The organism is Mesorhizobium sp. B2-2-3 (genome assembly GCF_006442405.1).
Classification (GTDB): Bacteria; Pseudomonadota; Alphaproteobacteria; order Rhizobiales; family Rhizobiaceae; genus Mesorhizobium.
This window is the reverse complement of the sequence record NZ_VFWC01000024.1, coordinates 17,787-38,014: the sequence shown is the minus strand read 5'-3', so window position 1 is coordinate 38,014 and position 20,228 is coordinate 17,787. Positions and strand designations below refer to the sequence as shown.

Annotated in this window: 19 protein-coding genes and 4 pseudogenes; 9 read left to right on the top strand and 14 right to left on the bottom strand. The window is 60.8% G+C overall.

Features of this window, described 5'->3' with window-relative positions:
• Positions 1–266 precede the first annotated feature (266 nt).
• Positions 267–453: pseudogene (locus FJ951_RS28955) on the bottom strand (serine/threonine protein kinase); the annotation flags it as partial.
• A 552-nt stretch (positions 454–1,005) separates the two neighbouring features.
• Between FJ951_RS28955 and FJ951_RS28950 the strand changes: the two are divergent.
• Positions 1,006–1,200, top strand: a complete 195-nt coding sequence (locus tag FJ951_RS28950) for an EF-hand domain-containing protein (protein WP_246671802.1) — start codon at positions 1,006–1,008, stop codon at positions 1,198–1,200.
• A 332-nt stretch (positions 1,201–1,532) separates the two neighbouring features.
• Here the strand turns inward: FJ951_RS28950 and FJ951_RS28945 are convergent.
• Positions 1,533–1,637 (bottom strand): annotated as a pseudogene (locus FJ951_RS28945) (DUF488 family protein); the annotation flags it as partial.
• Positions 1,638–1,662: 25 nt separating this feature from the next.
• On the opposite strand from FJ951_RS28945, the gene FJ951_RS27830 reads away from it, so the two are divergent.
• Positions 1,663–1,884 carry a DUF2188 domain-containing protein gene (locus FJ951_RS27830; protein WP_140518279.1) on the top strand — a complete coding sequence of 74 codons (222 nt, stop codon included), beginning with the start codon at positions 1,663–1,665 and terminating at the stop codon, positions 1,882–1,884.
• Positions 1,885–2,823: 939 nt separating this feature from the next.
• Positions 2,824–2,977 (top strand): annotated as a pseudogene (locus FJ951_RS28940) (IS630 family transposase); the annotation flags it as partial.
• On the opposite strand, the gene FJ951_RS27820 reads toward FJ951_RS28940, so the two are convergent.
• The 8 genes from FJ951_RS27820 to FJ951_RS27785 form a co-directional block, all read right to left on the bottom strand.
• The gene (locus FJ951_RS27820; protein ID WP_140518277.1) at positions 2,974–4,398 is read right to left on the bottom strand and encodes a M20 family metallopeptidase; all 1,425 of its coding nucleotides are present in this window, start codon (positions 4,396–4,398) and stop codon (positions 2,974–2,976) included. The pseudogene FJ951_RS28940 and the gene FJ951_RS27820 sit on opposite strands and share 4 nt — an antisense overlap.
• Positions 4,399–4,409: 11 nt before the next feature.
• Entirely contained in the window at positions 4,410–5,846 is a 1,437-nt protein-coding gene (locus tag FJ951_RS27815; protein WP_140518276.1) for an aldehyde dehydrogenase, read from the bottom strand.
• A gap of 17 nt (positions 5,847–5,863) precedes the next feature.
• Positions 5,864–7,447 carry a GMC family oxidoreductase N-terminal domain-containing protein gene (locus FJ951_RS27810; RefSeq protein ID WP_181169678.1) on the bottom strand — a complete coding sequence of 528 codons (1,584 nt, stop codon included), beginning with the start codon at positions 7,445–7,447 and terminating at the stop codon, positions 5,864–5,866.
• An 82-nt stretch (positions 7,448–7,529) separates the two neighbouring features.
• Positions 7,530–9,401, bottom strand: coding sequence for an ABC transporter ATP-binding protein (locus FJ951_RS27805; RefSeq protein ID WP_140518274.1), 1,872 nt, complete (start codon positions 9,399–9,401; stop codon positions 7,530–7,532).
• Positions 9,398–10,312, bottom strand: a complete 915-nt coding sequence (locus FJ951_RS27800; protein WP_140518273.1) for an ABC transporter permease — start codon at positions 10,310–10,312, stop codon at positions 9,398–9,400. The genes FJ951_RS27805 and FJ951_RS27800 overlap by 4 nt, the downstream gene beginning before the upstream one ends.
• Positions 10,312–11,298 carry an ABC transporter permease gene (locus tag FJ951_RS27795; RefSeq protein ID WP_140518281.1) on the bottom strand — a complete coding sequence of 329 codons (987 nt, stop codon included), beginning with the start codon at positions 11,296–11,298 and terminating at the stop codon, positions 10,312–10,314. The genes FJ951_RS27800 and FJ951_RS27795 overlap by 1 nt, the downstream gene beginning before the upstream one ends.
• Positions 11,299–11,370: 72 nt before the next feature.
• Positions 11,371–12,924 carry an ABC transporter substrate-binding protein gene (locus FJ951_RS27790; RefSeq protein WP_140518272.1) on the bottom strand — a complete coding sequence of 518 codons (1,554 nt, stop codon included), beginning with the start codon at positions 12,922–12,924 and terminating at the stop codon, positions 11,371–11,373.
• Positions 12,911–13,180: a hypothetical protein gene (locus FJ951_RS27785; RefSeq protein ID WP_140518271.1), complete on the bottom strand. Its 270-nt coding sequence runs from the start codon at positions 13,178–13,180 to the stop codon at positions 12,911–12,913. The genes FJ951_RS27790 and FJ951_RS27785 overlap by 14 nt, the downstream gene beginning before the upstream one ends.
• A 338-nt stretch (positions 13,181–13,518) precedes the next feature.
• On the opposite strand from FJ951_RS27785, the gene FJ951_RS27780 reads away from it, so the two are divergent.
• From FJ951_RS27780 to FJ951_RS27770, 3 genes are all read left to right on the top strand, one after another.
• On the top strand, positions 13,519–14,283 hold the full coding sequence (locus FJ951_RS27780; protein ID WP_140518270.1) for a DeoR/GlpR family DNA-binding transcription regulator: 765 nt from the start codon (positions 13,519–13,521) through the stop codon (positions 14,281–14,283).
• A 75-nt stretch (positions 14,284–14,358) separates the two neighbouring features.
• Positions 14,359–15,483: a phosphotransferase gene (locus tag FJ951_RS27775; RefSeq protein ID WP_140518269.1), complete on the top strand. Its 1,125-nt coding sequence runs from the start codon at positions 14,359–14,361 to the stop codon at positions 15,481–15,483.
• Positions 15,484–16,431, top strand: a complete 948-nt coding sequence (locus FJ951_RS27770) for a choline kinase family protein (protein ID WP_140518268.1) — start codon at positions 15,484–15,486, stop codon at positions 16,429–16,431.
• Positions 16,432–16,568: 137 nt separating this feature from the next.
• Here FJ951_RS27770 and FJ951_RS27765 read toward each other — a convergent pair whose 3' ends face one another.
• From FJ951_RS27765 to FJ951_RS27750, 4 genes are all read right to left on the bottom strand, one after another.
• Positions 16,569–16,868, bottom strand: a complete 300-nt coding sequence (locus FJ951_RS27765) for an FGGY-family carbohydrate kinase (RefSeq protein ID WP_140518267.1) — start codon at positions 16,866–16,868, stop codon at positions 16,569–16,571.
• A gap of 486 nt (positions 16,869–17,354) precedes the next feature.
• A complete protein-coding gene (locus FJ951_RS27760) occupies positions 17,355–17,798 on the bottom strand; it encodes a VOC family protein (protein WP_140518266.1) in 444 nt (147 codons plus the stop codon).
• 52 nt (positions 17,799–17,850) lie between these two features.
• Entirely contained in the window at positions 17,851–18,276 is a 426-nt protein-coding gene (locus tag FJ951_RS27755; protein WP_140518265.1) for a BA14K family protein, read from the bottom strand.
• Between the two features lie 39 nt (positions 18,277–18,315).
• Complete coding sequence (locus FJ951_RS27750; RefSeq protein ID WP_246671801.1) at positions 18,316–18,723, bottom strand: EF-hand domain-containing protein; 408 nt, start codon at positions 18,721–18,723, stop codon at positions 18,316–18,318.
• Positions 18,724–18,991: 268 nt separating this feature from the next.
• Between FJ951_RS27750 and FJ951_RS27745 the strand changes: the two genes are divergently transcribed.
• The 3 genes and pseudogenes from FJ951_RS27745 to FJ951_RS28935 form a co-directional block, all read left to right on the top strand.
• On the top strand, positions 18,992–19,426 hold the full coding sequence (locus FJ951_RS27745; protein WP_140518263.1) for an EF-hand domain-containing protein: 435 nt from the start codon (positions 18,992–18,994) through the stop codon (positions 19,424–19,426).
• 43 nt (positions 19,427–19,469) lie between these two features.
• Positions 19,470–19,865: a hypothetical protein gene (locus FJ951_RS27740; RefSeq protein ID WP_140518262.1), complete on the top strand. Its 396-nt coding sequence runs from the start codon at positions 19,470–19,472 to the stop codon at positions 19,863–19,865.
• Positions 19,866–19,907: 42 nt separating this feature from the next.
• A pseudogene (locus tag FJ951_RS28935) lies at positions 19,908–20,147 on the top strand (sigma factor); the annotation flags it as partial.
• Positions 20,148–20,228: the final 81 nt, after the last annotated feature.

Sequence of the window (20,228 nt, the reverse complement as noted above, 5' to 3'; positions counted from 1 at the left end):
CGTAAGCCAGCAGCACCAGGAATGCTGCCGGCCGAGAGGTCAACGTGCCAATTGAGGTGAGCACGCTCGTGATCGGGCGATTTGCCATCATCAAGAACTTTCGACTGCAACGCAGGTTCCCGTTGTGCCAAGCTCTACAATGCATGCCGGCGGAGCGCCAAGCAGTGGTGGGAGCGCATGTTCCATTCCAAGCGGCGTTCGATCATCTTTTTAGGAGCAGCCTGCGAGCATTCTCTATCTCACCATTTCGGCAGCAACGATCACCGTGGTTTGTGTTCCTCGATTGCGCGTTCGATAGCCTCTACGCGTCTCACCCAAGCGAAGGTCGGCAGTCTGGAAATCGTCTGATGGCCGCGCCACTGACAGTCTCCGAAGCCGACAGTTCCTCAACACGGGTTCGGGCGTCCAGCCGTGTGAAGATGCAATCGCTTCCAGTTCGGCGGCGGTTTGCGTCGTCGGCGCCCGCCAAACGGTGAGTACCCCGCAGCCGTGAGCGAGGCGGCCCATCAAATGACCGAAGATGTTGTCGCTCGACATCGCTGCATCGTACTTCAGCTGCCGAACCTCACGATTTGAGCTTCTATTGTGCAGCTTGCATCCGGAACCAAAGTCTGAGGAGCAAGTTTGGCCGTGAATGCCGAAGTTTGGCATGGCCATTCAAGGAAGGAGAATCCGATGAAAGTACAATGTGGGACGACGGCAGCTGCCGCTGCTTTGGTCATGTTAAGCTTGCCGGCGCTGGCCCAGACGAGTGGGACACCGGAGCTTAAGCCGCCGCCGCAGCAGTCTGGATCCACACCACTGCCAGGCCCTAACAAACAGACAGAAGACCAGACGCGTGAGATGATGCGGCAGATGATGGACGAGATGTTACAGGACAAGCTGCAGGGAGATCGCGGCCCCGAAGAAAGGCCTCCGCATCGGCAAGATTGGCACCGGGACATAGGGCAAGGGCCGCACGATGGGGACAGGATAGCTCGAAAGCCTGATCGCATGGGGCCTCGCATGATGCACGCGGCCAGGATGAAAATAATGTTTGCGATAATGGACGCCGACGGCGATGGAGCACTTTCGCAGAGCGAGATCCAGGATGTGATCGGGAGGATATTTGACGTCGTCGACGAGAACGGCGATGGCAGGATTGACTTGGAGGAGATTGAATCCTTCTCACATAGTCCCGGAAGTGGAGAGATGCAGTAGCACTTCGAACTTAGGCGCTTTTTTGGACGCTATCCCTAGCATCGGTTGGTAGTATGCCCGGCTGGTCGATCGGACCTCCACACCGATGCGAGCATGCTCGTGCAGTGACCCGAAGCAGGCAAGCGTCTCTTCAATTCGTGGAACGTGCCAGAGGCCGAAGTGCCTCGGCGCTTCCAGCAAGGTTTCATGAATTGCCTCAGTTCCGCACCCTGATGGGCGGCTGGTGCAGGCAAAGCACGTCTATTCAAATGCAGGACTGCACAAAACCCGGCGCAAGCCGAACATCCGCCTCACACACCCGACCTTGCGCGTCTCCGATGCCGCGGCGGCGCGGACTCGCCACGACTGATCAGATAATTCGCGACGATTCTCCTGTGGCAGCGCCACCAAAGCGTTTCCGAGCACATGATGGCGCACCGCTGCTGCCTGCCGACGGACAAACGAACCTTAACGGAGACTTTCATGGGCAAAAATCAGCATGTCGTACCTCGCGACGGTCAGTGGGCGGTGCTCGGCGCCGGCAATAACCGCGCCACTTCGCTTCATCCGACCCAAGCCGGTGCGGTCGCCTCGGCAAGAGACATCGCCATCAACCAGCACAGCGAGGTGGTGTTCCATCGCCCCAACGGGCAGATCCGCGACTCGAACTCTTACGGCAACGATCCCTTCCCGCCGCGCGGTTAGCGGCTTCAACACAAGGATATCCTGCGCACGTAAAAATAGGCGCTCTTCTTTCTTATCAGACCAGCGACTTTTGCCACCCAAAACCACCCAAATGTTGGAGCCAATGTTGGAACCATACAGGGCGGAAAGCGCTTGGAAACAGCAGTTTGTAGGATTTACAAGGGGTCTAGAGGACGATGGTGGGCCCGGAGGGTCATCGTTTTCTACGGGAAAACAATACGTTAGTAGCTGGTTCGCCAAACCTTTTCCTTCGTATTCTCTCGTATGGTCTGGCGAACCAAAGGACCAAAAAGACGACTAGTTTCTCTGAAAGCGGTGCCTCAGTTCTAACCACAAAGAAGGTAGTCATGCATTTTGATGATAGCGTTATGAGCGCGGCCGCATTCGTCACGAAAGCGGGTTGACCGTCTCGATATGGTCTGGAGGGAAAGCTGACCTTGCATCCAGCTCAGCGCGACGCGGTTAAATCAGTGGCAAACAACGGCTGACGAACTGTCCGGCCTTGGCGTGCTGATGGGCAGCGCTATCCAGGCGATTCCGAGAGCGGCATGGCCGCGCTGAAGCTGGACTTTCGCTTGTCGAAGGTCGGCACGCGATCTGTGCCGGCAGTTGCGCTGCAAGTTCGGACAGCGTGGTCCGGGACGCCCGGAAACTCTCCCTGCGAGGCCTGCTCATTATCTTGCCGCTCTGCATACGCTGACCATCACGTTCTTCCCAAACTGGCCTCGCGCGCTGGCGGCGGAAATACCCGACTTGCAAAGCTCGCTGATCCCGGATCGAGGCGGGATCGAAGCAAACCTGTCCGCGCTGACAGATGGGAAGGCTGGCTTCTTCCTGACCTATGCGCATCCTGATGTGGCGTTTTACCTCGACCGCGAGCGCTTCGATTTCAGAAACTCTCGTGTCTCGCCAGCGTTGACCATTGGTTCGCGACAAGCAATCGAGAACGCATTCTCAAAACTCACGGCGCTTCTGCGCTCCAAAGCAGCGCGACTCATCAAGGCGCTGTGGGGCGCAGTCGGTTCGATCGTCGAGCTGCTCTCAGGGTGAGTGCCAAAACTACTTCCACGCCACAGGATATGATCCGGATTAAGCGGACATGCTCCAGCCAAGAAGCGGCGGAGAAAGGTCGGCCGGAAGAATGTTCACCACAGGATCGCGCGCCAGTCTGGAGGCGTGCTCCTTCTTCGCCTCGATCAACACGGCAGCGTCGCTCAGCAGATCCGCCCCGGTGGCTGCCATCACCTTCGAAACATGCACCATTCCCTTATGGGCATGAGGCGATTTGCCTTGGGCTGTGACCTGCCAGGTGTGAAGCGGCGTCCCGATCGCCATAGTGGCGCCATAAGCCTGGACCGTCGGTACCTTCCAACTCACGTCTCCCACATCAGTCGATCCGAGCATCTGCTTGCCGTTCGATCCGACTCCAATGATGCGGTCGCACAATGCCGTTGCGCCGGGCTCCAGCCCGAACATCGCATATGCCGACTGCACATGATCCTGCGTCAGACTTGCCTGTATCCGTTGCGCGAAGGCCTCGTCCTCCGCGTCGAATTCCGGTGGCCCGAGCATTTCGAAATTGCGGGCCAAAGCCCGCTCCAACACGCGATTCCCAAGCAAGCTGTTCATGGCGCACACGAGGCGCGACTTTACTGTGGTCTCACTCATCAGGGCAGCGCCATCGGCGATGCCCTTGACACGGTCGACAAGCGCCACGACTTCGCCGGCGCGTGGCGATCGCACGATGTAACGCACCGTCGCCTGAGCCTGTACGATGTTGGGCGCCGGCCCACCTGCGTCGAGATAGGCATAGTGAAGCCGGCAGTCGGAGGGGATATGCTCGCGCAGGTAGTTCGAGCCAACGCTCATCAGCTCGACGGCATCGAGCGCGCTACGCCCAAGGTGCGGTGAGCCAGCAGCATGAGCCGAGCGCCCCGTGAAGGAAAAATCCAGAATGGCATAGGCCAGCGCTGCTGGCTCCATCACGCCGGCGAATGCAAATGGATGCCACGAGATCGCCGCATCCACATCATCGAAAATGCCGTCGCGAACCATGAAGGCCTTGCCGGCCCCGCCTTCCTCTGCCGGACAGCCATAGTAGCGCACGCGGCCGGGCAGGTTGCCCGCGGCCAGCCATTCCTTCACCGCCGTGGCGGCGAGCATCGCACCGGACCCCAGAAGGTTGTGGCCGCAGCCATGGCCTGGCCCGTTTCCTGCGAGAGGCCGATGTTCCGCCGCGCCAGCCTCCTGGCTGAGTTCCGGCAGCGCATCGAACTCTCCGAGGAAGGCTATTACCGATCCGCCCTCCCCCGATTCTCCCATGACTGCGGTCGGCATTCCGGCGAGCCCCGTCTCGACCCGAAAACCCTGCTCCCGCAGCATGCGCGCGTGCTCCTGTGACGAGCGGTGTTCCTGATAGTTGAGTTCGGGCGTTCCCCACACCCTGTCGCTCAGCTCAACAAAGCGCCTGGCCAATGCCTCAACGTGCCCCCAGACGGCAGGACTATTGCTCATGTCGTCCCCGCTCAGACAGCTACGGTCTTGTGTTCGATGTAGTGGTTGATCGCCTCGGGACCGAATTCGCGTCCGATCCCACTGCGCTTGAAGCCGCCGAATGGCGACAGGAGATCGGAGGCCGCGTTGTTGACGGTCACGCCGCCGGTTCGGATGCGACGCGCGACCTCCAATCCTCGATCAGGATCCGAGGTCCACACCGAACCCGACAGGCCATAGATAGAGTCGTTCGCGAGCCGAACGGCATCGTCCACGCCGTCGTAGGGAATGACGCACACGACCGGGCCGAAGATTTCCTCCTGAGCGATGCGCGAGGCGTTATTGACATTGGCAAAAATCGTGGGCTTGACGAAGGCGCCGTGATTGATGCCTTCCGGCATCCCCAGCCCTCCGGCGGCAAGATCGGCTCCGCTTTCGATGCCCGCAGCGATGAAGTCGAGCACACGCTGACGCTGGCGTTCCGCCACGAGCGGCCCCAGAAAAGTCTCAGGATCCGCCGGATCGCCAATCGTCATGCCAGAGACATTGTCCACAAGCGCGTCGACAAAGGCATCGTGGCGCCGGCGCGGCACGAGGATACGCGTTTGCGCGACGCAGACCTGCCCATTGTTGGGAAAGGAACGATAGCGGAGCGCATCGACTGTCTGGCCGATATCAGCATCGTCCAGCACGATTGCCGCGGATTTGCCACCGAGCTCGAGGCTGACGCGCTTCAGTTGTGCGCCCGCCAGGCTGGCGATGCGGCCGCCGGCAGCAGTGGAGCCGGTGAAGCCGATCTTGTCCACGCCCGGATGCGTCACCAGATATTCGCTTACCTCCCGGTGAGCGACCAGGATGCTCAGGACACCCTCCGGCAGTCCCGCCTCACTGAACAACTCGCCCAGATACTGGCCGTCAATCGCGGTTTCCGGCGCCAGCTTCAGGATCACCGTGCAGCCGGCGAGCAGGGCCGGAAAGAGCTTCGCCAGAGCGACCTGATGTGGCGCGTTCCACGGGATGACAGCGGCGACCACGCCTACCGGGTCACGGACCCAAACTGCGTTGCCCCGGGGATAGCCAGCGCGATGCACTTCCCAAGGATACCCCTCGGCGGCAACGACATAGGCTTGGCCCTGATCACGAATGAGGGTCTGGATGGCTTTGGCAAACCAGGCCGGCGCGCCCATCTCCGCCGTCACCAAACCGGCGAACTCGTCGGAGCGGGTCTCGTAGAATTCCGCGAACCTGCGGATAACAGCAATACGGTCGACCACCGGCATGCGCGGCCAAGCGCCCTCGTCGAATGCCTTGCGCGCCGTCGCGACCGCAAGATCCACGTCGGCCTGCGCTGCCAGCGGCACCGCGCCGACCTGGCTTCCGTCGTAGGGCGAGCGGACCTCGATGAAATCGGCGCCCAGGGGATCCACGCGCCTGCCGCCGACGAAGTTCTGCGTGAAATTCCGCGTCATGATAAACTAGTTCTCCGCTACGGATGGATGAGGTCGGCCGCACGCTCGCCGATCATGATCGCCGTCGCGTTGGTGTTGCCGGCGATATGACGCGGGAAGATCGAGGCATCCGCGACCCAGAGCCCTTCGGTGCCGTGTACGCGAAGCTCCGGGCTGACGACCGCGTTTTCGTCCGATCCCATCCGGCAAGTGCCCACCGGATGCAGGAACGGCACCGTGGCCTTGCGCGCATAGGCTTCGTCCGCGGCAGGCCCCGCGCCTTCAGCCGGCACGTCGATGAGCTCGCGCACATGGCTGCCGAACGGGGGCGTCGAAGCGAGCCTGCGTATCCAATCCAAGCCGCGCAGCACGCAGGCAACGTCGTCTGGATGGTCGAGCAGGCGCGGATAGATCGCCACCGGCTGTCGCGGATCGCTGGAACGAAGCTCGAGGTGGCCGGTGCTCTTGGGATAGTTGACGTTGGCCAGGATGGTAACAAGGTTGCGCGTCGGCACGTGCAAACGGCCGTTGTCGTTGAAGTATCCGAAGGGGAAGAGATGGAACTGGAGGTCCGGTATCTCCCTATCCGGCGTCGATTTCAGGAAGGCGAGCACCTGGGCGGTGGGCACGCTCAACACACCATTGCGCGAGAGAATCCATTCGGCGAATGCTTTTGCCCGTCCGATCGGCGATGCATAGGCATTCCCCGTCTTGACATTCATCTCCGCACGGACATAGAGGCCCGGATGTTCCATCAGGTTGCGGCCGACCTCGGGACTTGCGATCCGCACGCCAATCCCATGGGGGGTCAGTTGGTCCGGATCGCCGATGCCAGAGAGCATCAGTATCTGCGGCGAGTTGATGGATCCGGCCGACAAGACCACGCCGCGCCGTGCCGTGGCTCGTACCTTCTGGCTGCCGCGCAGAATGTCGACGCCGGTAGCCCGTTTGCCTTCCAGTACGATGCGCTCGACCAACGCATCGTCCAGGAATGTGAGCTTGGCGTCACCGAGGCGAGGCAGGATGAAGGCGTCGAATGCCGAGTGACGAACGCCGCCTCTGGTGGAGCCCTGATTCCAGGCGACACCCTCGTGGGATCTTCCGTTGAGATCGGGGTTCAGGGGGACGCCCGCATTGACGAAGCTGTCGATGAACTTGGCCGATATCGGGTGCTTCCAGCGTAAGGCCGACACCCGGAGAGGTCCCATGCCGCCGCGATAGGCATTATCCTTGTCGTTATCGGCGGTCTCCATCTTGCGGAAATAGGGAAGCACCGAATTCCATCCCCATCCCTTGTTGCCCATCGCCTCCCAGGCGTCGTAGTCGGCCGCGGCGCCGCGAATGAAGATCATGCCGTTGATGGCCGAGGATCCGCCCGGAACGCGCCCCCGTGGCCATGATTCCTGCAGACCATTGCGACTGGGATCCGGCTCGGTCACGTAATTCCAGTCGTAGCGGACGTTGCCGATCGTATGCATCAGCGCGGCCGGCACGCGTGTCAGATGCAGCTTTTCGCTTTTGCCCGCCTCGAGGAGAAGGACACTCGCGCCCTTTTCGACGAGACGCGCTGCGAGCGGTGAGCCGGCGCTGCCAGACCCTACGACAATGTAATCGAATTCCATAGTGGACGTGCTCATCAGAAATTTGAGGCGGGCGCTGCAAGCCGCATCGCGCTGCCGGACGCGGTTGGAAATCTAGCTATCCTCACGATGCCCTCACATCCACGGCGGGCATCCTCACCGGTGCGGCGGCTCCGGCGGTGACAAGATGGCAGGCAGCATAGTCGTCGCCGCTGCGCTTCATCAGCTTGGGGTCCTCGCTCACGCAACGCGCGAAGGCGAAGGGGCAGCGTGTGCGGAAACTGCAGCCCGGAGGGATGTCGATCGGATCGGGCGGTTCGCCTTCCAGCAGGTAGGTCCCGGTATCGTAAGGCTTGTGCTCAATGGCTGGCACCGCGCTGAGCAATGCCCGCGTATAGGGGTGCGCGGGATCGAAAAACGTGGCCCTGTTGCCGGCAAGTTCCGCCACGCGCCCGAGATACATGACGGCTACGCGGTTGCAGACGCGGCGAACCATGCTCAGATCGTGGGAGATATAGACATAAGTGATGCCGTGCCGGTTCTGCAGCCCCTCGAACAGGTCCAGCAACTTGCCCTGCTCGACCTGATCGAGCGCGGACAAGGTCTCGTCGAGAATGAGCAGTTCCGGCTCCAGCACCATGGCGCGCGCGATATTGACACGTTGGCGCTGACCGGCGCTGAGGCCAACCGGCAATCTGTCCGTAAGGTCGGACCGCAGGCCAACCTCGTTCATCGTCGCCGCCACGCGTTCCCTGATCTCCTTCGCGGCCAACCCGCCATGGATACGCAGCGGCTCAGCGATTGTGCGACCGATGCTCAGGTGTGGCGGGATGGCGTTGTAGGGGTCCTGAAGCAGCAGTTGGAATCTGTGGCGCAAGTCCATCAGCTTGCGGCCGCCCAGACGGGCGATGTCTTGTCCCTTGAACAGTATCTGTCCCTTGTTCGGAGCCTCGAGGCGGCTGAGCAGCCGCGACAACGTCGATTTCCCGCAGCCGGATTCGCCCACGATGCCGAGATTGTCACCCTTGTAGACGTCGAACGAGACGCCGCGTACGGCCTGCACCACGCGATGCGCGAACAGCCTCTGGCGATCCTTGGTGGAGTAGGAGCGATAGACGTCACGTACCGAGAGGATGACTTCGCGCTTGTCGTCCACAGCTTCTTCCGGCGCGGCCGCCGTCGGTTGGGCATTCCATATGCGAGGCAGGCTCCCGATGAGATTGCGGGTGTAGCTGTGGTCCGGCTTCTCGATGAGGCTGCGCGTGTCACGACATTCGACCACCCGGCCATCGGCCAGCACCAGAATGTTGTCCGCAATCTCGTTCAGCACCCCGAGCGCCGAGGAGACGAATATGATCGCTGTCGAGAAGTCGCGCTGCAGATCGCGCAGGAGGCGCAGGATCTGGGCCGCCACTGTCACGTCGAGCGGCTGCGTGATGTTGTCCGCCACCAGCAAGTCCGGATTCGTGACGAGCGCGTCGACGATCAGTACACGCTGCATCATGCCGCCGCTGAACTGGAACGGAAATTCGTGGAAGCGCTGCGCCGGCGAGGGAATGCGCACCGCATCCAGCACCCGCAATACGCGGGCCCTCGCGTCGGCGGTCGAGATACCAGGCTCAACGGCGCGAAGCTTCTCTATGATCTGCTGGCCGACCGGAATGGTGGGATCGAGCGCGCTGCCTGGGTCCGAGCCGATGTAGGCTACCTTGCGGCCGCGCAGCTTCTGCATCTCGGCGGGCGGAAGGCCGAACAGATTGCGCCCACGGTAGGCGATACTTCCACCCGTCGGCAGAAGCGGTGGGCTTATCCAGTTCACCAGTGCGCGCGACAGGACCGTTTTGCCGGAGCCGCTTTCGCCGATGATGCCCAGGACTTCGTTCTTCGAGACCGAAAGATCGACGTTGCGCAGGATCGCGCGCCGAGCACCGGCAGCCGTGGCGAGATCGATCGAGAGGTCCGAGACCTCGAGGATTTTGGCACTTTCCGCGCTCATAGAACCCCCTGCAGGAATTTGTTACGGGAGCGTTCGAGAGCGCCACCCATCAGGTTGATGCCGCACAGCGACGCTGCCAGCAGCAGGCCGGGTATGGTGGTGATCCACCAGGCATTCATGAGATATTTCGTGCCGTCGGCGATTATGGTGCCGAAGGTCGGCGTAGGCGGCTGGATGCCGATGCCTATAAACCCCAGGATCGCCTCGAATATCATCATGCGCGCGACGTCGAGCACGGCCACGAAAGCTATAGGCGGCAAAGTGTTGGGCGCGATGTGCACAAGCAAAATGCGCAGGTCCGAGGCGCCCAGTATCTTGGCAGCGCGCACATATTCCTTTCGCCGTTCCGACATGGTGACGCTGCGCGCTATGCGGGCGTAGCCCGGCCAGCCAGCGAGGATGAACACCAGAATCACCGACATCGGTGTCGGCCGTGTCACGCCGAGGATCGTGATTGCCAGAATGATGACTGGGATGGACATCTGCGCGTCGGTGATGCGCATCAGGATGAGACTGGTCCAGCCGCCGGCATAGCCCGCCAGCATTCCGATCGCCGAACCTATGACGAACATGCCGATGACGCTGGCAATGCCGATCATCAATGCGTTCCGCAGCCCTATCAGCGAACGTGCCAGAAGATCGCGGCCGAGCTGATCTGTGCCAAACATATGCGGCCAGACCCAGCCTTGCTCCGGGAAGGGCGGTGAGAATTTCAGCCCCACGCTGAACTTTGTCGCCGAAAGCCCGAGCAATGTGGGCGCGACGACCGACAGTAGCAGGAGGCCGAGGAATATCACCGCACCCATCCTGAACTCCGCCGTCCTCGCGGCATTCAGGAAAATGCTGGCGCCCAGGCTGCGCGACTTCGCCGGCTGGCTGGCAGTGGTTTCGACGATGGCTTGCTCCGACATCAGTACTGCAGCCTTCTGTCTATCGTGGTCGAGGCGAAATCGACCAATATGTTCACAAGTACGAGCGCGACGCAGGAGAAGATTGCGATCGCCTGGATGATGGGAAAGTCGCGCTGGAACACTGCATTGATCATCAGCAGACCGATGCCTGGATAGTTGAAGAGATACTCGATGACGAAGAGACCACCGAGGATCAGACCCACCGCCTGAATGCCGAGAAGGTTGAGCAACGGAATGGATGAGTTGCGCAGCACATGCGCGGCGATCATCCGCGCACGCGTCAGGCCGCGTATCTGACCTACGGACACATAGGGATCGAGGAGGTTCGACGACACGGACACCGACAGGGAGCGCACGATCACCGGAATGAGTTCAACCGCGAGGACCAGCGCCGGCAGTATGGCATAGGTCCAGTTCTGATAACCGATCGCGGGAAGCCATCCGGTTTTGGCTGACAGCAGGAAAATGAACACAAGTCCAAGCCAGACATTGGGCAATGAAACCAGCACTGAGCTCAGATAGAGCGCGAAGCGATCCGGCCATCTCCCGGCATTGAGCCCGGCCCAGACACCGAGCGGCAAGGCGACAGCCAGCGAGATCAGAAAAGCGAGGCCGGCCAGCAGGAGGCTGTAGGGCAAGGTCGTGACGATAAGCCCGATCACAGACGCTCGATTGCTCGCATCGAAAGTCGATTCACCGCGAGAACCGCCAGTGCTGCCGCCTTGAGCGCTTCGCACGAAGGAGCGTCCGAAATCGCCTTGCAGAACGTGTCCCATATAGCGACCGAACTGAACGATTATCGGGTCGCGCAATCCAAGATCCTTGGCGGTTTGCTCCGCGACCGAGGGCGACACCATCGGCCCCAGCATGAGCCGCACGGGATCTCCGGGCACGACACGCAGCAACGTGAAGATCAGCAGCGCGATGGCAACGACGATGATCGCGCCCTGGGCCAGGCGGCGGATGAGAAAATCTATGGCAAACAGCATGGAGTCCGTCTCGTGCGGGGAGAGTGGCGGCGTCGGCCGGTAAGAATCCGGCGCCGCCTGTTCCTTGCGTCAGACCAGATCGGCTTTGGACAAGTCGATCGGCCCGTAAGGGAGGTAGACGGCGCCCTCAAGGCTCTTGGATGCGCCATGGAAGGTGAGCGCAGAGAATAACGAGAAGCTCGGAACCTTCTTCGCCATCGTCGGGAAGGTTTCCTCGGTAAGAATCTTCAGGCGCTCTTCCGGATTGGGTGCCTTGCGCTCCTTGTCGAGCGCCGCATCGATCTCGGGATCGTTAATGCCGCTGATGAGCGCGGCACTCGAATGCCAGTTCGGCCGCAGCACAAGGTCCGGCTCCGGCGAGGGCGTCATCCAGCCCACGTCGCACATATGGCCCTGACCCTGTCCGTCCGCTCGCCGATAGATGGCGACTTCCCATGCGGCCGGCTCAAGGACGGTAAGCTGGACATTGAAGCCCTGCTCCTGGAGCATGGCGGTGATCAGCTCGCCATATTCCTTCGTCTTCGGATAGAAGCCGATCGACGTGATGTATTCGAGCTGCGGCAGGCCTTCGCCTTTCGGGAAGCCGGCTTCCGCGAGCAGGCGCTGCGCCTCCTCCGGATTGTAGTCGGGATAACCCTCGATATCCTTGAAGCCGAACTTCATTGGCGAGATGTAGCAGCTGGTGGGCAGCGCCGCGTCACCCATGAGTTCCAGGATCTGCTTGCGGTCGATCGAATGGCATGCCGCGAGGCGGATGCGAGGATCATCGAATGGCGGCTTGTTGCAGCGGAAGTGCAGATACTTGTTCTCTGTCGTCAGGCCCTTGCGGGTGACGACCTTGGGGTTGCCCTGAAGCGAGGCGTACTGCTCTGGCTCGAGGCGCTCGGCGATATGATACTGGCCGTTGAGCAAGCCTAGGACACGTGTATTGGCGTCGGGCACGTAGGCGTAGATCACCTCATCGACTTTCGGACGGCCGCCGAAATAATCGTCATTGGCGGCCAGCACGTTCTGGTCGCCGTTGGTGGCAACATATTTGAACGCGTTGGTGCCGTTCGGGCGCTTTTCCAGGCTCTTGGGATCGGCGACATCCTTGGCCGACAGAACCGGTATCACACTCGAGATGAACCACCAGGCGGAAGCCGGATAGCCGTACTTCCCGGTGTGCAGTCGAACCGTGAGGCGGTCGACGACTTCGACATCAACCTTGCCAGGACAGAATGAGGCGGCCGGGCGCTTCGGATCGGAAGAGTATTCGTAGGTGGCCTTCACATCCTCGGCGCCGAATTCCTTGCCATCGTGGAATTTCACACCATCGCGCAGCTTGAACTCGATCGTGTTCGTGTCGATCAGGGACCAGCTTTCGGCCAGCGCCGGCTCCAGAAGGTCCGCCTCGCCGTCACGCATCGGGGCCCTGGTCAGCGCATTGAACACGAACTTCTCGAAATTGCCCTGCCCGAGCGTGGTGTGGGAGGTCGGGTCCCAGTTGCCGGTAACCGGCCCCATCGAGGCAAGCACGACACTTTTCTTGCCGTCAGCGCGCACTGGCACCGGCATGCCGCCGACCATGCCCGCCACGCCAAGCGCACCAGCCCCTACAATAAGATCTCTACGCGTAACCATTGATGTTCCCCTTTGCTTGCATGCGCGCCTTGCTGGAACGCGCGACTTCGTTATCAATTGCCAAGCCGATCACAGTCCCAGCCTCCACCGCCGGTCCGAAACACTCCATCCATCTCTGGATGTGCAGGAAATGCGCGGCGTCGCAGCCACACTCGGCGATTCCAATCGCGGCGCCCGGAAGGGCGCCTTGAAGGGCTCGTCGCGCAACCGATTCGTCCGCCAAAGCCAGAATCAACAAATCGGTCAAAAACATCATTATAGTCGCACCATTCAGAGTCAAGCCAAACCGCTCTGCAAGCGCACAGATTCGTAAATCGGATGACATTGAGGCCGCTTAGAGTCAGTCAGATTTGATATAACCGTTGATTTTAAAGGTGAAATTTCTTTCCAAACTCAGCCTGATGCATGCTATGGCTGAACGATTTGGATGTTTTATGAATTTTTGCCGAATTGACGGATCATCGGCCTGAACTTATCATGCCGGAAACGGGAGGCTTGACTTGGTCGCGGAAGCCATTAGCCCAAGGCTGTTGAAGCCGCTCATGTCAGGGAACGCAGATGGGCTGCCCCAGCGGCCGGCGGTAGAATGAGTCCATGAGATTTTCAGAATTCCGGCAGGAAAAGATTCTTGAAATCCTGCGAGCCAACGAACGCGCGAGCGTCAATGCCTTAGCGGAGCGTCTTGAGGTCAGTCCTGAATCCATCAGGCGCGACCTGCGCATCCTTGAAGTCAACGGCTTCGCCCGAAGAGTCTATGGCGGTGCGGTCATCACGCCCAACGAGGCCGACAAGCCCTTCGTCGAACGAAACAAGGTCAACGCGCCGGAAAAGAACCGGATCGCGGAGAAGGCTGCTAGCCTCGTTCGCGACGGGATGAAGATATTCGTCAGTTCCGGCACGACGACGCTCGCCTGCGTGAAGCAGTTGCACAAGCATCAGGACCTGACCATCTTCACAAATTCCATTGCCGTCGCGGCGCACTTCTTTTCGCATGGCTGGGGTACCAGCGTTCGCGTGCTCGGCGGCCCGATGGTGCCGGAGTACCAGGCGACCTTCGGCCACGCGACCATCACCGCGCTCAATGGCCATCGTTTCGATCTGGCGCTGATGGGCGTCAGCGCTGTTCACTACGACCACGGCTTCATGGGCTTCGGCGAGGACGAGGTCGCACTGCACGATGCCGCCAGACTACAGGCTTCCACCACCATCATGGTGGCCGACGCATCGAAGTTCGGACGCTTCGGCTCCGTGCGCGCCTTCGGCCTTGGCGATGCGCATCACGTCATTACGACTAAGGGCGTGGGCGAGGAGTTCGTGCAACGTTTCGACGAACTGGGCGTCGACCTCATCAGGGTCTAGCCAAGGCGCGCATTCCAAAACCTGCCTGCCTCCAAATCTTTTCTTTACACAAGACACCGGAGCGATAGCATCGGCTTGGCCCTGTCGGCGCCGTTGGCCGGACCGGCAGCGGCATCGTTCGAACAGTGCGCGAGACAATCTTACCTGACGGAAATGGCTTTGGCGGAAAAGGGCTCGACGCCCCGCAAAGACTTAACGGAAGTCGCCGGCACTGCCGCGACGAATGCACTTTCTGCGATTCTCGCGAAGGATTGGGATGGCCTTGTCGATCGCGCGGCGACATCGCGCCTGGACCGTCAGACATGGAGCGCAGCCCGGATAAAAGTCGCGGCGGAGGCGGGCGCGCCTGGTCTCCTTGTGCCTACGCATCGCGGCATCGACAGCACGCGGCTCGAACTATCAATGGAAGGCCAACGCCCTTCCCTGCTGCTGAAAGTCATTCATCCCGATCAGCGTCGTTATATCGATACGGCTGCTTCTTTCGACGCCCAGCGGAAGGCGGCGATACTCGGCTGCGCGCCCGACATCCTGGTTTCGGACGCCGTGCGCGGCATCGCGCTGATGGACTTTCTGGACGGATGGAGGACAGCACGCGTCAATGACTTGCGCAACGCAGACGTCATGGATGCCGTGCTTGCCATCAAGCGCAGGATCCATTCCGGCCCTCGCCTGACGCGTACCTGGTCTGTCTTCGACAGGATCAGAATCCTTCAGGCGGAAATCGCACGCAACACGAGCGGTGCGCCGAGTGAACTAACTGTCTTGCAGGACGATGTGTTCCGTATCGAGCGCATGATCGAGGCTGCCGGCGTGGACACCGTTCCGGCTCATGCCGATGGCCTCGCCTCCAACATCCTGATCGACACTCACGGCAATATCCAACTCGTGGATTTCGACGAGGCGCGCAATGTCGACCCCTACTTCGAGTTTGGTATCCTGATGAACGAAGCCTTCGGGCCTGAAGAAGAGATGCTGCCTGCTCTTGAAATGTTCGAGGGCCGCGCGCGGCTTGAAAGCCTTCGCCGCGCCAAGCTCTATGCGGTTGCCGATGACCTGGCGTGGACCATGTGGGGACTGGTCATGGACGCCGTCTCCGCAAGGAAGGATGTCGAATTCTTCCGCTATGCATGTTGGCGCCTGATCCGGTGCCGGACCACATTGGCCGGCGTCGATCTCGACCCTCGTGCCGGGTGGCTTTGAATGTCCGCCGTTGAAAAAAGCCTGGGCGAAGGCAACACCCTCGCCGAGCGCCAACTCGAGGCAGCATTATCCAAGGTCATCGCCTGGCAAGGCAAGGCCATTCGCTACCGGCCGATGTTCGGCGGCTTCAGCAACTCCAACTGGCGTGTCAGCGTGGCCGGCGAACGCGGCTCCTTTTTTGTCAAGTTGCCTGGCCCGGGCACGGAGCGCTTCATCGATCGCGCCGCGTCCCTGGAAGCGGGCCAGCGAGCCTACCTGCTCGGCATCGGGCCCCGATGCTTCGACTATCTGAAAGACGAGGGCATAGAAATCTACGATTTCGTCGAGAATTCCCGCACATGCGTTACCAGGGATTTTCACGCGGCCGGCATCAGGGAGAGCACAATCGCGCTTTACCGCTCGTTCAACGACTCCCCCCTTCTCGGTCTCACAAAGACCGTCTTCGACATGATCGAGGAGCATCTCGAGCAACTGGCCGAGTTGGGAGGGGAGCTGCCCCTCGGCTTTCCTTCGATCCACGCACAATATCGGGCAGCGCGTACTGCGCTCGAAGCCGCGGGGATCGATCTCGTGCCTTGCTACAACGATCCCGCCCCCGCCAACTTCCTGTCAACCAGCGACGGCCGTATTATGATCGTTGATTTCGAATACGCTTCCAACAACGACCGTTGCTACGATTTGGCAACGTGGTGCTCGGAAATGTTCTTCGATGATTGTATGAACAACGAAGCCATCGAAGCCTATTTCGGCCGGGTGGAGCCGGCCGTTCAGGCGCGCATGTTCGTCTATCGGATGCTTGGCGATTTCAAATGGTCGCTTTGGGCCATGATCCAGACGGCTATCTCCGACATTGATTTCGATTTCTACAAGTTCGGCGCCTGGAAGCGGATGCGACTGCACTCGACGCTGAACGACCGGCGCTGGGGCCGATCGCTGGCCTCACTCTGATTCGGGGACGATCCGAATCTCAAATTGCCGATTGGCTGGTTTGCAGTCAGTGCATTAATCACGACCCTCCAATCGGGATGGTCCATACCCCTGTTGATCTCGAGCCAAGGCAGTCGCGCACCAGTATTCCTCGTTGCTCAGCGCCAACCTCGCGCCCTGCCAATCGCGTCCTTGTGCCTAGCCCTTAGATCATCGCGCGCGATAGCGGCGGGGAAGAACCGCGCCACGACCCCGGCCGCAATCTTCATCGGGATTTTTCTGACCTGGTCGTTTGCAAGCGTCGCGCACCCCAGGGCAGTCAATTCATCTATTTGGGAGCATATGATTTCCCGTCCGAGAATGTCGGCCAGAAACTGGCAAAAAAAGGTGCTACGCACCAAACCGCCATCGATTGATATGGGATCGGCCAGGGTCAACGTTTCCTGTGGGCAATCCATACGTTAGCGAATGGTTCGCCAGCCCATTTCCATCGTATTCTCTCGTATGGTCTGGCGAACCTAAGGATGGGAGGAGGACTAGTTTTCCATGCGCGCGGTGTCTCTTTCATCCACAAAGAGTCGATGAACCCGCAAACGAGCACGGCTGGTTTGGGGCCGGAGCAGATCGGCAGCTTCCGACCGGGAAACATCGATTGCGGCATCCAGCTTAGCGTTGGCGTGGTGCTCCGGCGCTAGTACCGCGGTGGCGTAAGCCTTCTGGGTCGAGATCGTCCCAGATTACGCATTGATCGCAATACGCGAGCGCCGACATCACGCCAACGGAGGAAGGCGCCTGGTTTCGTGAATGCTTCTCCCGGTGGCGGAAATCGGAGACGGTCATCAAGCTGCAGTCGCTTGCACGATGAGGTTGGTCTTAGCCGTTGAGCAAGTCGTAACGGCGTCGCAATCCAAAAGCTGATGGGCTGTCGCTGCAGCAAGTCGGTGTCAGCTCTCCAGATCACGACCGTTTGAGCTTTCCATGACGATGCCACCCCAGTCCTCGGGCACTACATCAGCGATCGACTGCGAAAAGGTCCAATTGTGGCCGTCGAGGTCACGGCAGGAATACTGACGCTCGCCATAGGGATGGCTCGTTGGCCCGCTGAGAATAGCTGCGCCATGCCGCGCGGCTCGCCTGTGGTGCCCGTCGACATCCTCGACGCGTACCATCACTGCGAATGGACCACCTGTCCCCGTCAGTCCGCCAGACTTCAATTCTGTGACAACGACGGTGCCGTCTCCGAAGCCGAGCTGGGCACGATGATTGCCGATCACCAGCCGTATTTCAAAGCCGAAGGCCTCACAAAGCCAATGGCTGGCCGTCTCGACATCGCGATACGAAAGCACCGGTATGACCGTGCTCGTGGGCATCGAGCGGTTGTCGATCATGGTCATCCCCTATGCTGCCTTGAAAGGGTTGGAGGCCCTCAGCGAAGAGCCTTCAACTATAAGGCGACCAACATTGTTGGCGAGGACCGTTATAGGGCTGGTAGCTGTTGTCCCAGGCGCGGTAGGAGACGTAGCGCTCGTAGCACCAGCGCACATGCGCTGCTTCCAATCGGACGGCCGGACTTGGCGCTACCGGTGCGACAGTCACCGCCGCGACGCCGGCGGCAAAGGCGGCTGCCGGGAACCAGTAGCCATTATAGTAGCGGTAGCCTGGCCGCACGCGGGCATAGCCGCGATACCCATTATAGTAGTATCCGCCGCCAACGACGTAGAAGCCGCGCCGAAACCAGACTGGCGTCGGCGCTGTGGCGACCGACGCCGGGGCAGAGGCCGGCACGACAGGCAAAGCCTCGGCCGGCGAGGCGAGCCCTGTGGCGCCAATCATCAAACCGCAAAACGCTGTGATTGTCCGCTTCATCTTTTCACTCCTGTTGAATGGGGTCGAAGGGTTCGGGGATTACTGACGTCGGAGCGCACGCAGTTCGGAGATAGAAAGCGCGCCATCGCCATTCGTGTCCGCCTGCAGCAACCGGTCAGGGATGAAGGCGGCGAACTCGGCGCGCGAAATCTTGCCGTCGCCATTGCGGTCGATGCGGTCGGCCTGGGCCTGGAAGCCGCCGAATTGGGCGGCCTGGATGTCGCGCTTCGACTTCACCTGTTCCACTGCCGCGCGCACTTCGCCCGCGTCGAGCAAACCATTGTGGTTGGCATCCATCCGGTCGAACATCTGCGCTCGCGCGGCCTGGATTTCGCTGAATTCGAGCTTGCGGTCGCCGTTGGTGTCCACGCGCCGGAAGAGTTCCCTGGCACTGCCGTCCGCCGCACAGGCGCTTCCCGCGCCAAGCAGCAGGCCGGCAAAGGCCATGACGATCTTGTTCATATTGATCTCCGCATTGGGGTCGGATGGTCCGCCGCGGACCGTCCTTGCAGAGGCTTCTACGCAGCGCCTTTTGTGCTCCTACGCAACGCGAAGATGACTTTTTTCAAAGTGCGGTCGGCGCCGCTGCCTATCCCCGCCGCGATAGAGAATTCGAGGCAGCAAAGAATCTTGGGCGTCGAGCGTAGGAGCCGAGCTCTCGCTGCGTATCGGGCTGCAGTGGCCGCCCGCGGCCTGACAATGAAAGGACATGATCATGAAACGCTCAGTACTGATAGCGGCCTTGCTTATCGGGCTCTCGCCGCTGTGCGCGGCTCAGGCTCAGGACATGCCGGGCCAGCGCATCCTGCAACGGATCGATACCAATGACGACGGCGCCATCTCCAAGGATGAGATGACAGCCGCCCGCCAGCGCCTGTTCAAGCGGCTTGATGGCAATGACGATGGCGTCATCGACGAGAAGGAAATCGAAAGCGCCCGCCAGGCGATCAATGACCGCGCCGAGACCGCGCAGGCGCGGCTCGCCAGCCGCTGGCGGCGCATGGACGCCAATGGCGATGGCAAGGTGTCAGAACAGGAATTCGCCAGCAGCATGCCTTTGTTCGACCTCGCGGACCGCGACAGCGACGGCAAGCTCTCGGCCGACGAGCTCGCCTCGGTCCGCAAGCTGATCGCCGAGCACGCCAATTGATAATCGGCAGCGATCATTCCCTTTACAAAACAAGGAGTACGACATGTTGTCTTCGGTAAAGATTCCGATGTTCTGCCTCGGTGCGATGCTTGTCTGGTCGGCCGCTTCGCCGGCGTCAGCCGAGGAATGGCAGCGACCGACCGTGCATGGTGGCGAGATCAGCCGCAGCGTCGGCAAGGACAGCAGCGTCTACACCGGCTCGACCACCCGCACCGGTCCGAATGGCGGCACCTACACGTCGAGTTCCAAATGCGTGGGAGGCGTTGTTGACCGCTGCGCCAGAAGCTATTCTGGGACTGGGCCGAATGGGCAGTCCTTTTCGGGGAAACGGGTGTCGGCGCGCGGGCCGTTCCGGGGCCGCTCGGTCGGCAGCTTCACCGGCCCGAACGGCAACACGGTCCATGGCTTCCGCCACTGGCGGCGCGGACATCTGGTGTGATGGACTTGAATCCGAAATTCGTTTCTGTGCTCCTCCTGATCGATGCGAATTTCGGATTCGCCGAACCAGCAGTCTCGTCCGTGGATGCCCGCCGCCGTGCGACATGAGGAGCCCCGCGGTGACGATGAGCTTCTGGCGCGCATCGCCGCGGGCAGCCAAAGCGCGCTGTCCGAGCTTATCGCCCGCCATGGCCGTGGGCTGCGGATATTTGCCGCGCGCTATCTCGGCAATGCCGGCGACGCCGAGGATGTGGTGCAGGAGGTGTTCGTGACCGTCTGGAAACAGGCCGCGCGATTCGATCCGGTCAGAGGGCGGGCTTCAACCTGGCTCTACCGGATCACCTGCCAACCGTTGCATCGACCA

What these genes read in the sequence shown, in the direction of transcription:
- FJ951_RS27745 (WP_140518263.1), top strand. Translation starts at nt 18,992, where the DNA reads ATGAAACGCTCAGTACTGATAGCGGCCTTGCTTATCGGGCTCTCGCCG.
- FJ951_RS27750 (WP_246671801.1), bottom strand. Translation starts at nt 18,723, where the DNA reads ATGGCCTTTGCCGGCCTGCTGCTTGGCGCGGGAAGCGCCTGTGCGGCG.
- FJ951_RS27755 (WP_140518265.1), bottom strand. Translation starts at nt 18,276, where the DNA reads ATGAAGCGGACAATCACAGCGTTTTGCGGTTTGATGATTGGCGCCACA.
- FJ951_RS27790 (WP_140518272.1), bottom strand. Translation starts at nt 12,924, where the DNA reads ATGGTTACGCGTAGAGATCTTATTGTAGGGGCTGGTGCGCTTGGCGTG.
- FJ951_RS27810 (WP_181169678.1), bottom strand. Translation starts at nt 7,447, where the DNA reads ATGGAATTCGATTACATTGTCGTAGGGTCTGGCAGCGCCGGCTCACCG.
- FJ951_RS27770 (WP_140518268.1), top strand. Translation starts at nt 15,484, where the DNA reads ATGTCCGCCGTTGAAAAAAGCCTGGGCGAAGGCAACACCCTCGCCGAG.
- FJ951_RS27815 (WP_140518276.1), bottom strand. Translation starts at nt 5,846, where the DNA reads ATGACGCGGAATTTCACGCAGAACTTCGTCGGCGGCAGGCGCGTGGAT.
- FJ951_RS28950 (WP_246671802.1), top strand. Translation starts at nt 1,006, where the DNA reads ATGATGCACGCGGCCAGGATGAAAATAATGTTTGCGATAATGGACGCC.
- FJ951_RS27800 (WP_140518273.1), bottom strand. Translation starts at nt 10,312, where the DNA reads ATGTCGGAGCAAGCCATCGTCGAAACCACTGCCAGCCAGCCGGCGAAG.
- FJ951_RS27780 (WP_140518270.1), top strand. Translation starts at nt 13,519, where the DNA reads ATGAGATTTTCAGAATTCCGGCAGGAAAAGATTCTTGAAATCCTGCGA.
- FJ951_RS27740 (WP_140518262.1), top strand. Translation starts at nt 19,470, where the DNA reads ATGTTGTCTTCGGTAAAGATTCCGATGTTCTGCCTCGGTGCGATGCTT.
- FJ951_RS27830 (WP_140518279.1), top strand. Translation starts at nt 1,663, where the DNA reads ATGGGCAAAAATCAGCATGTCGTACCTCGCGACGGTCAGTGGGCGGTG.
- FJ951_RS27820 (WP_140518277.1), bottom strand. Translation starts at nt 4,398, where the DNA reads ATGAGCAATAGTCCTGCCGTCTGGGGGCACGTTGAGGCATTGGCCAGG.
- FJ951_RS27785 (WP_140518271.1), bottom strand. Translation starts at nt 13,180, where the DNA reads ATGATGTTTTTGACCGATTTGTTGATTCTGGCTTTGGCGGACGAATCG.
- FJ951_RS27805 (WP_140518274.1), bottom strand. Translation starts at nt 9,401, where the DNA reads ATGAGCGCGGAAAGTGCCAAAATCCTCGAGGTCTCGGACCTCTCGATC.
- FJ951_RS27760 (WP_140518266.1), bottom strand. Translation starts at nt 17,798, where the DNA reads ATGATCGACAACCGCTCGATGCCCACGAGCACGGTCATACCGGTGCTT.
- FJ951_RS27765 (WP_140518267.1), bottom strand. Translation starts at nt 16,868, where the DNA reads ATGGATTGCCCACAGGAAACGTTGACCCTGGCCGATCCCATATCAATC.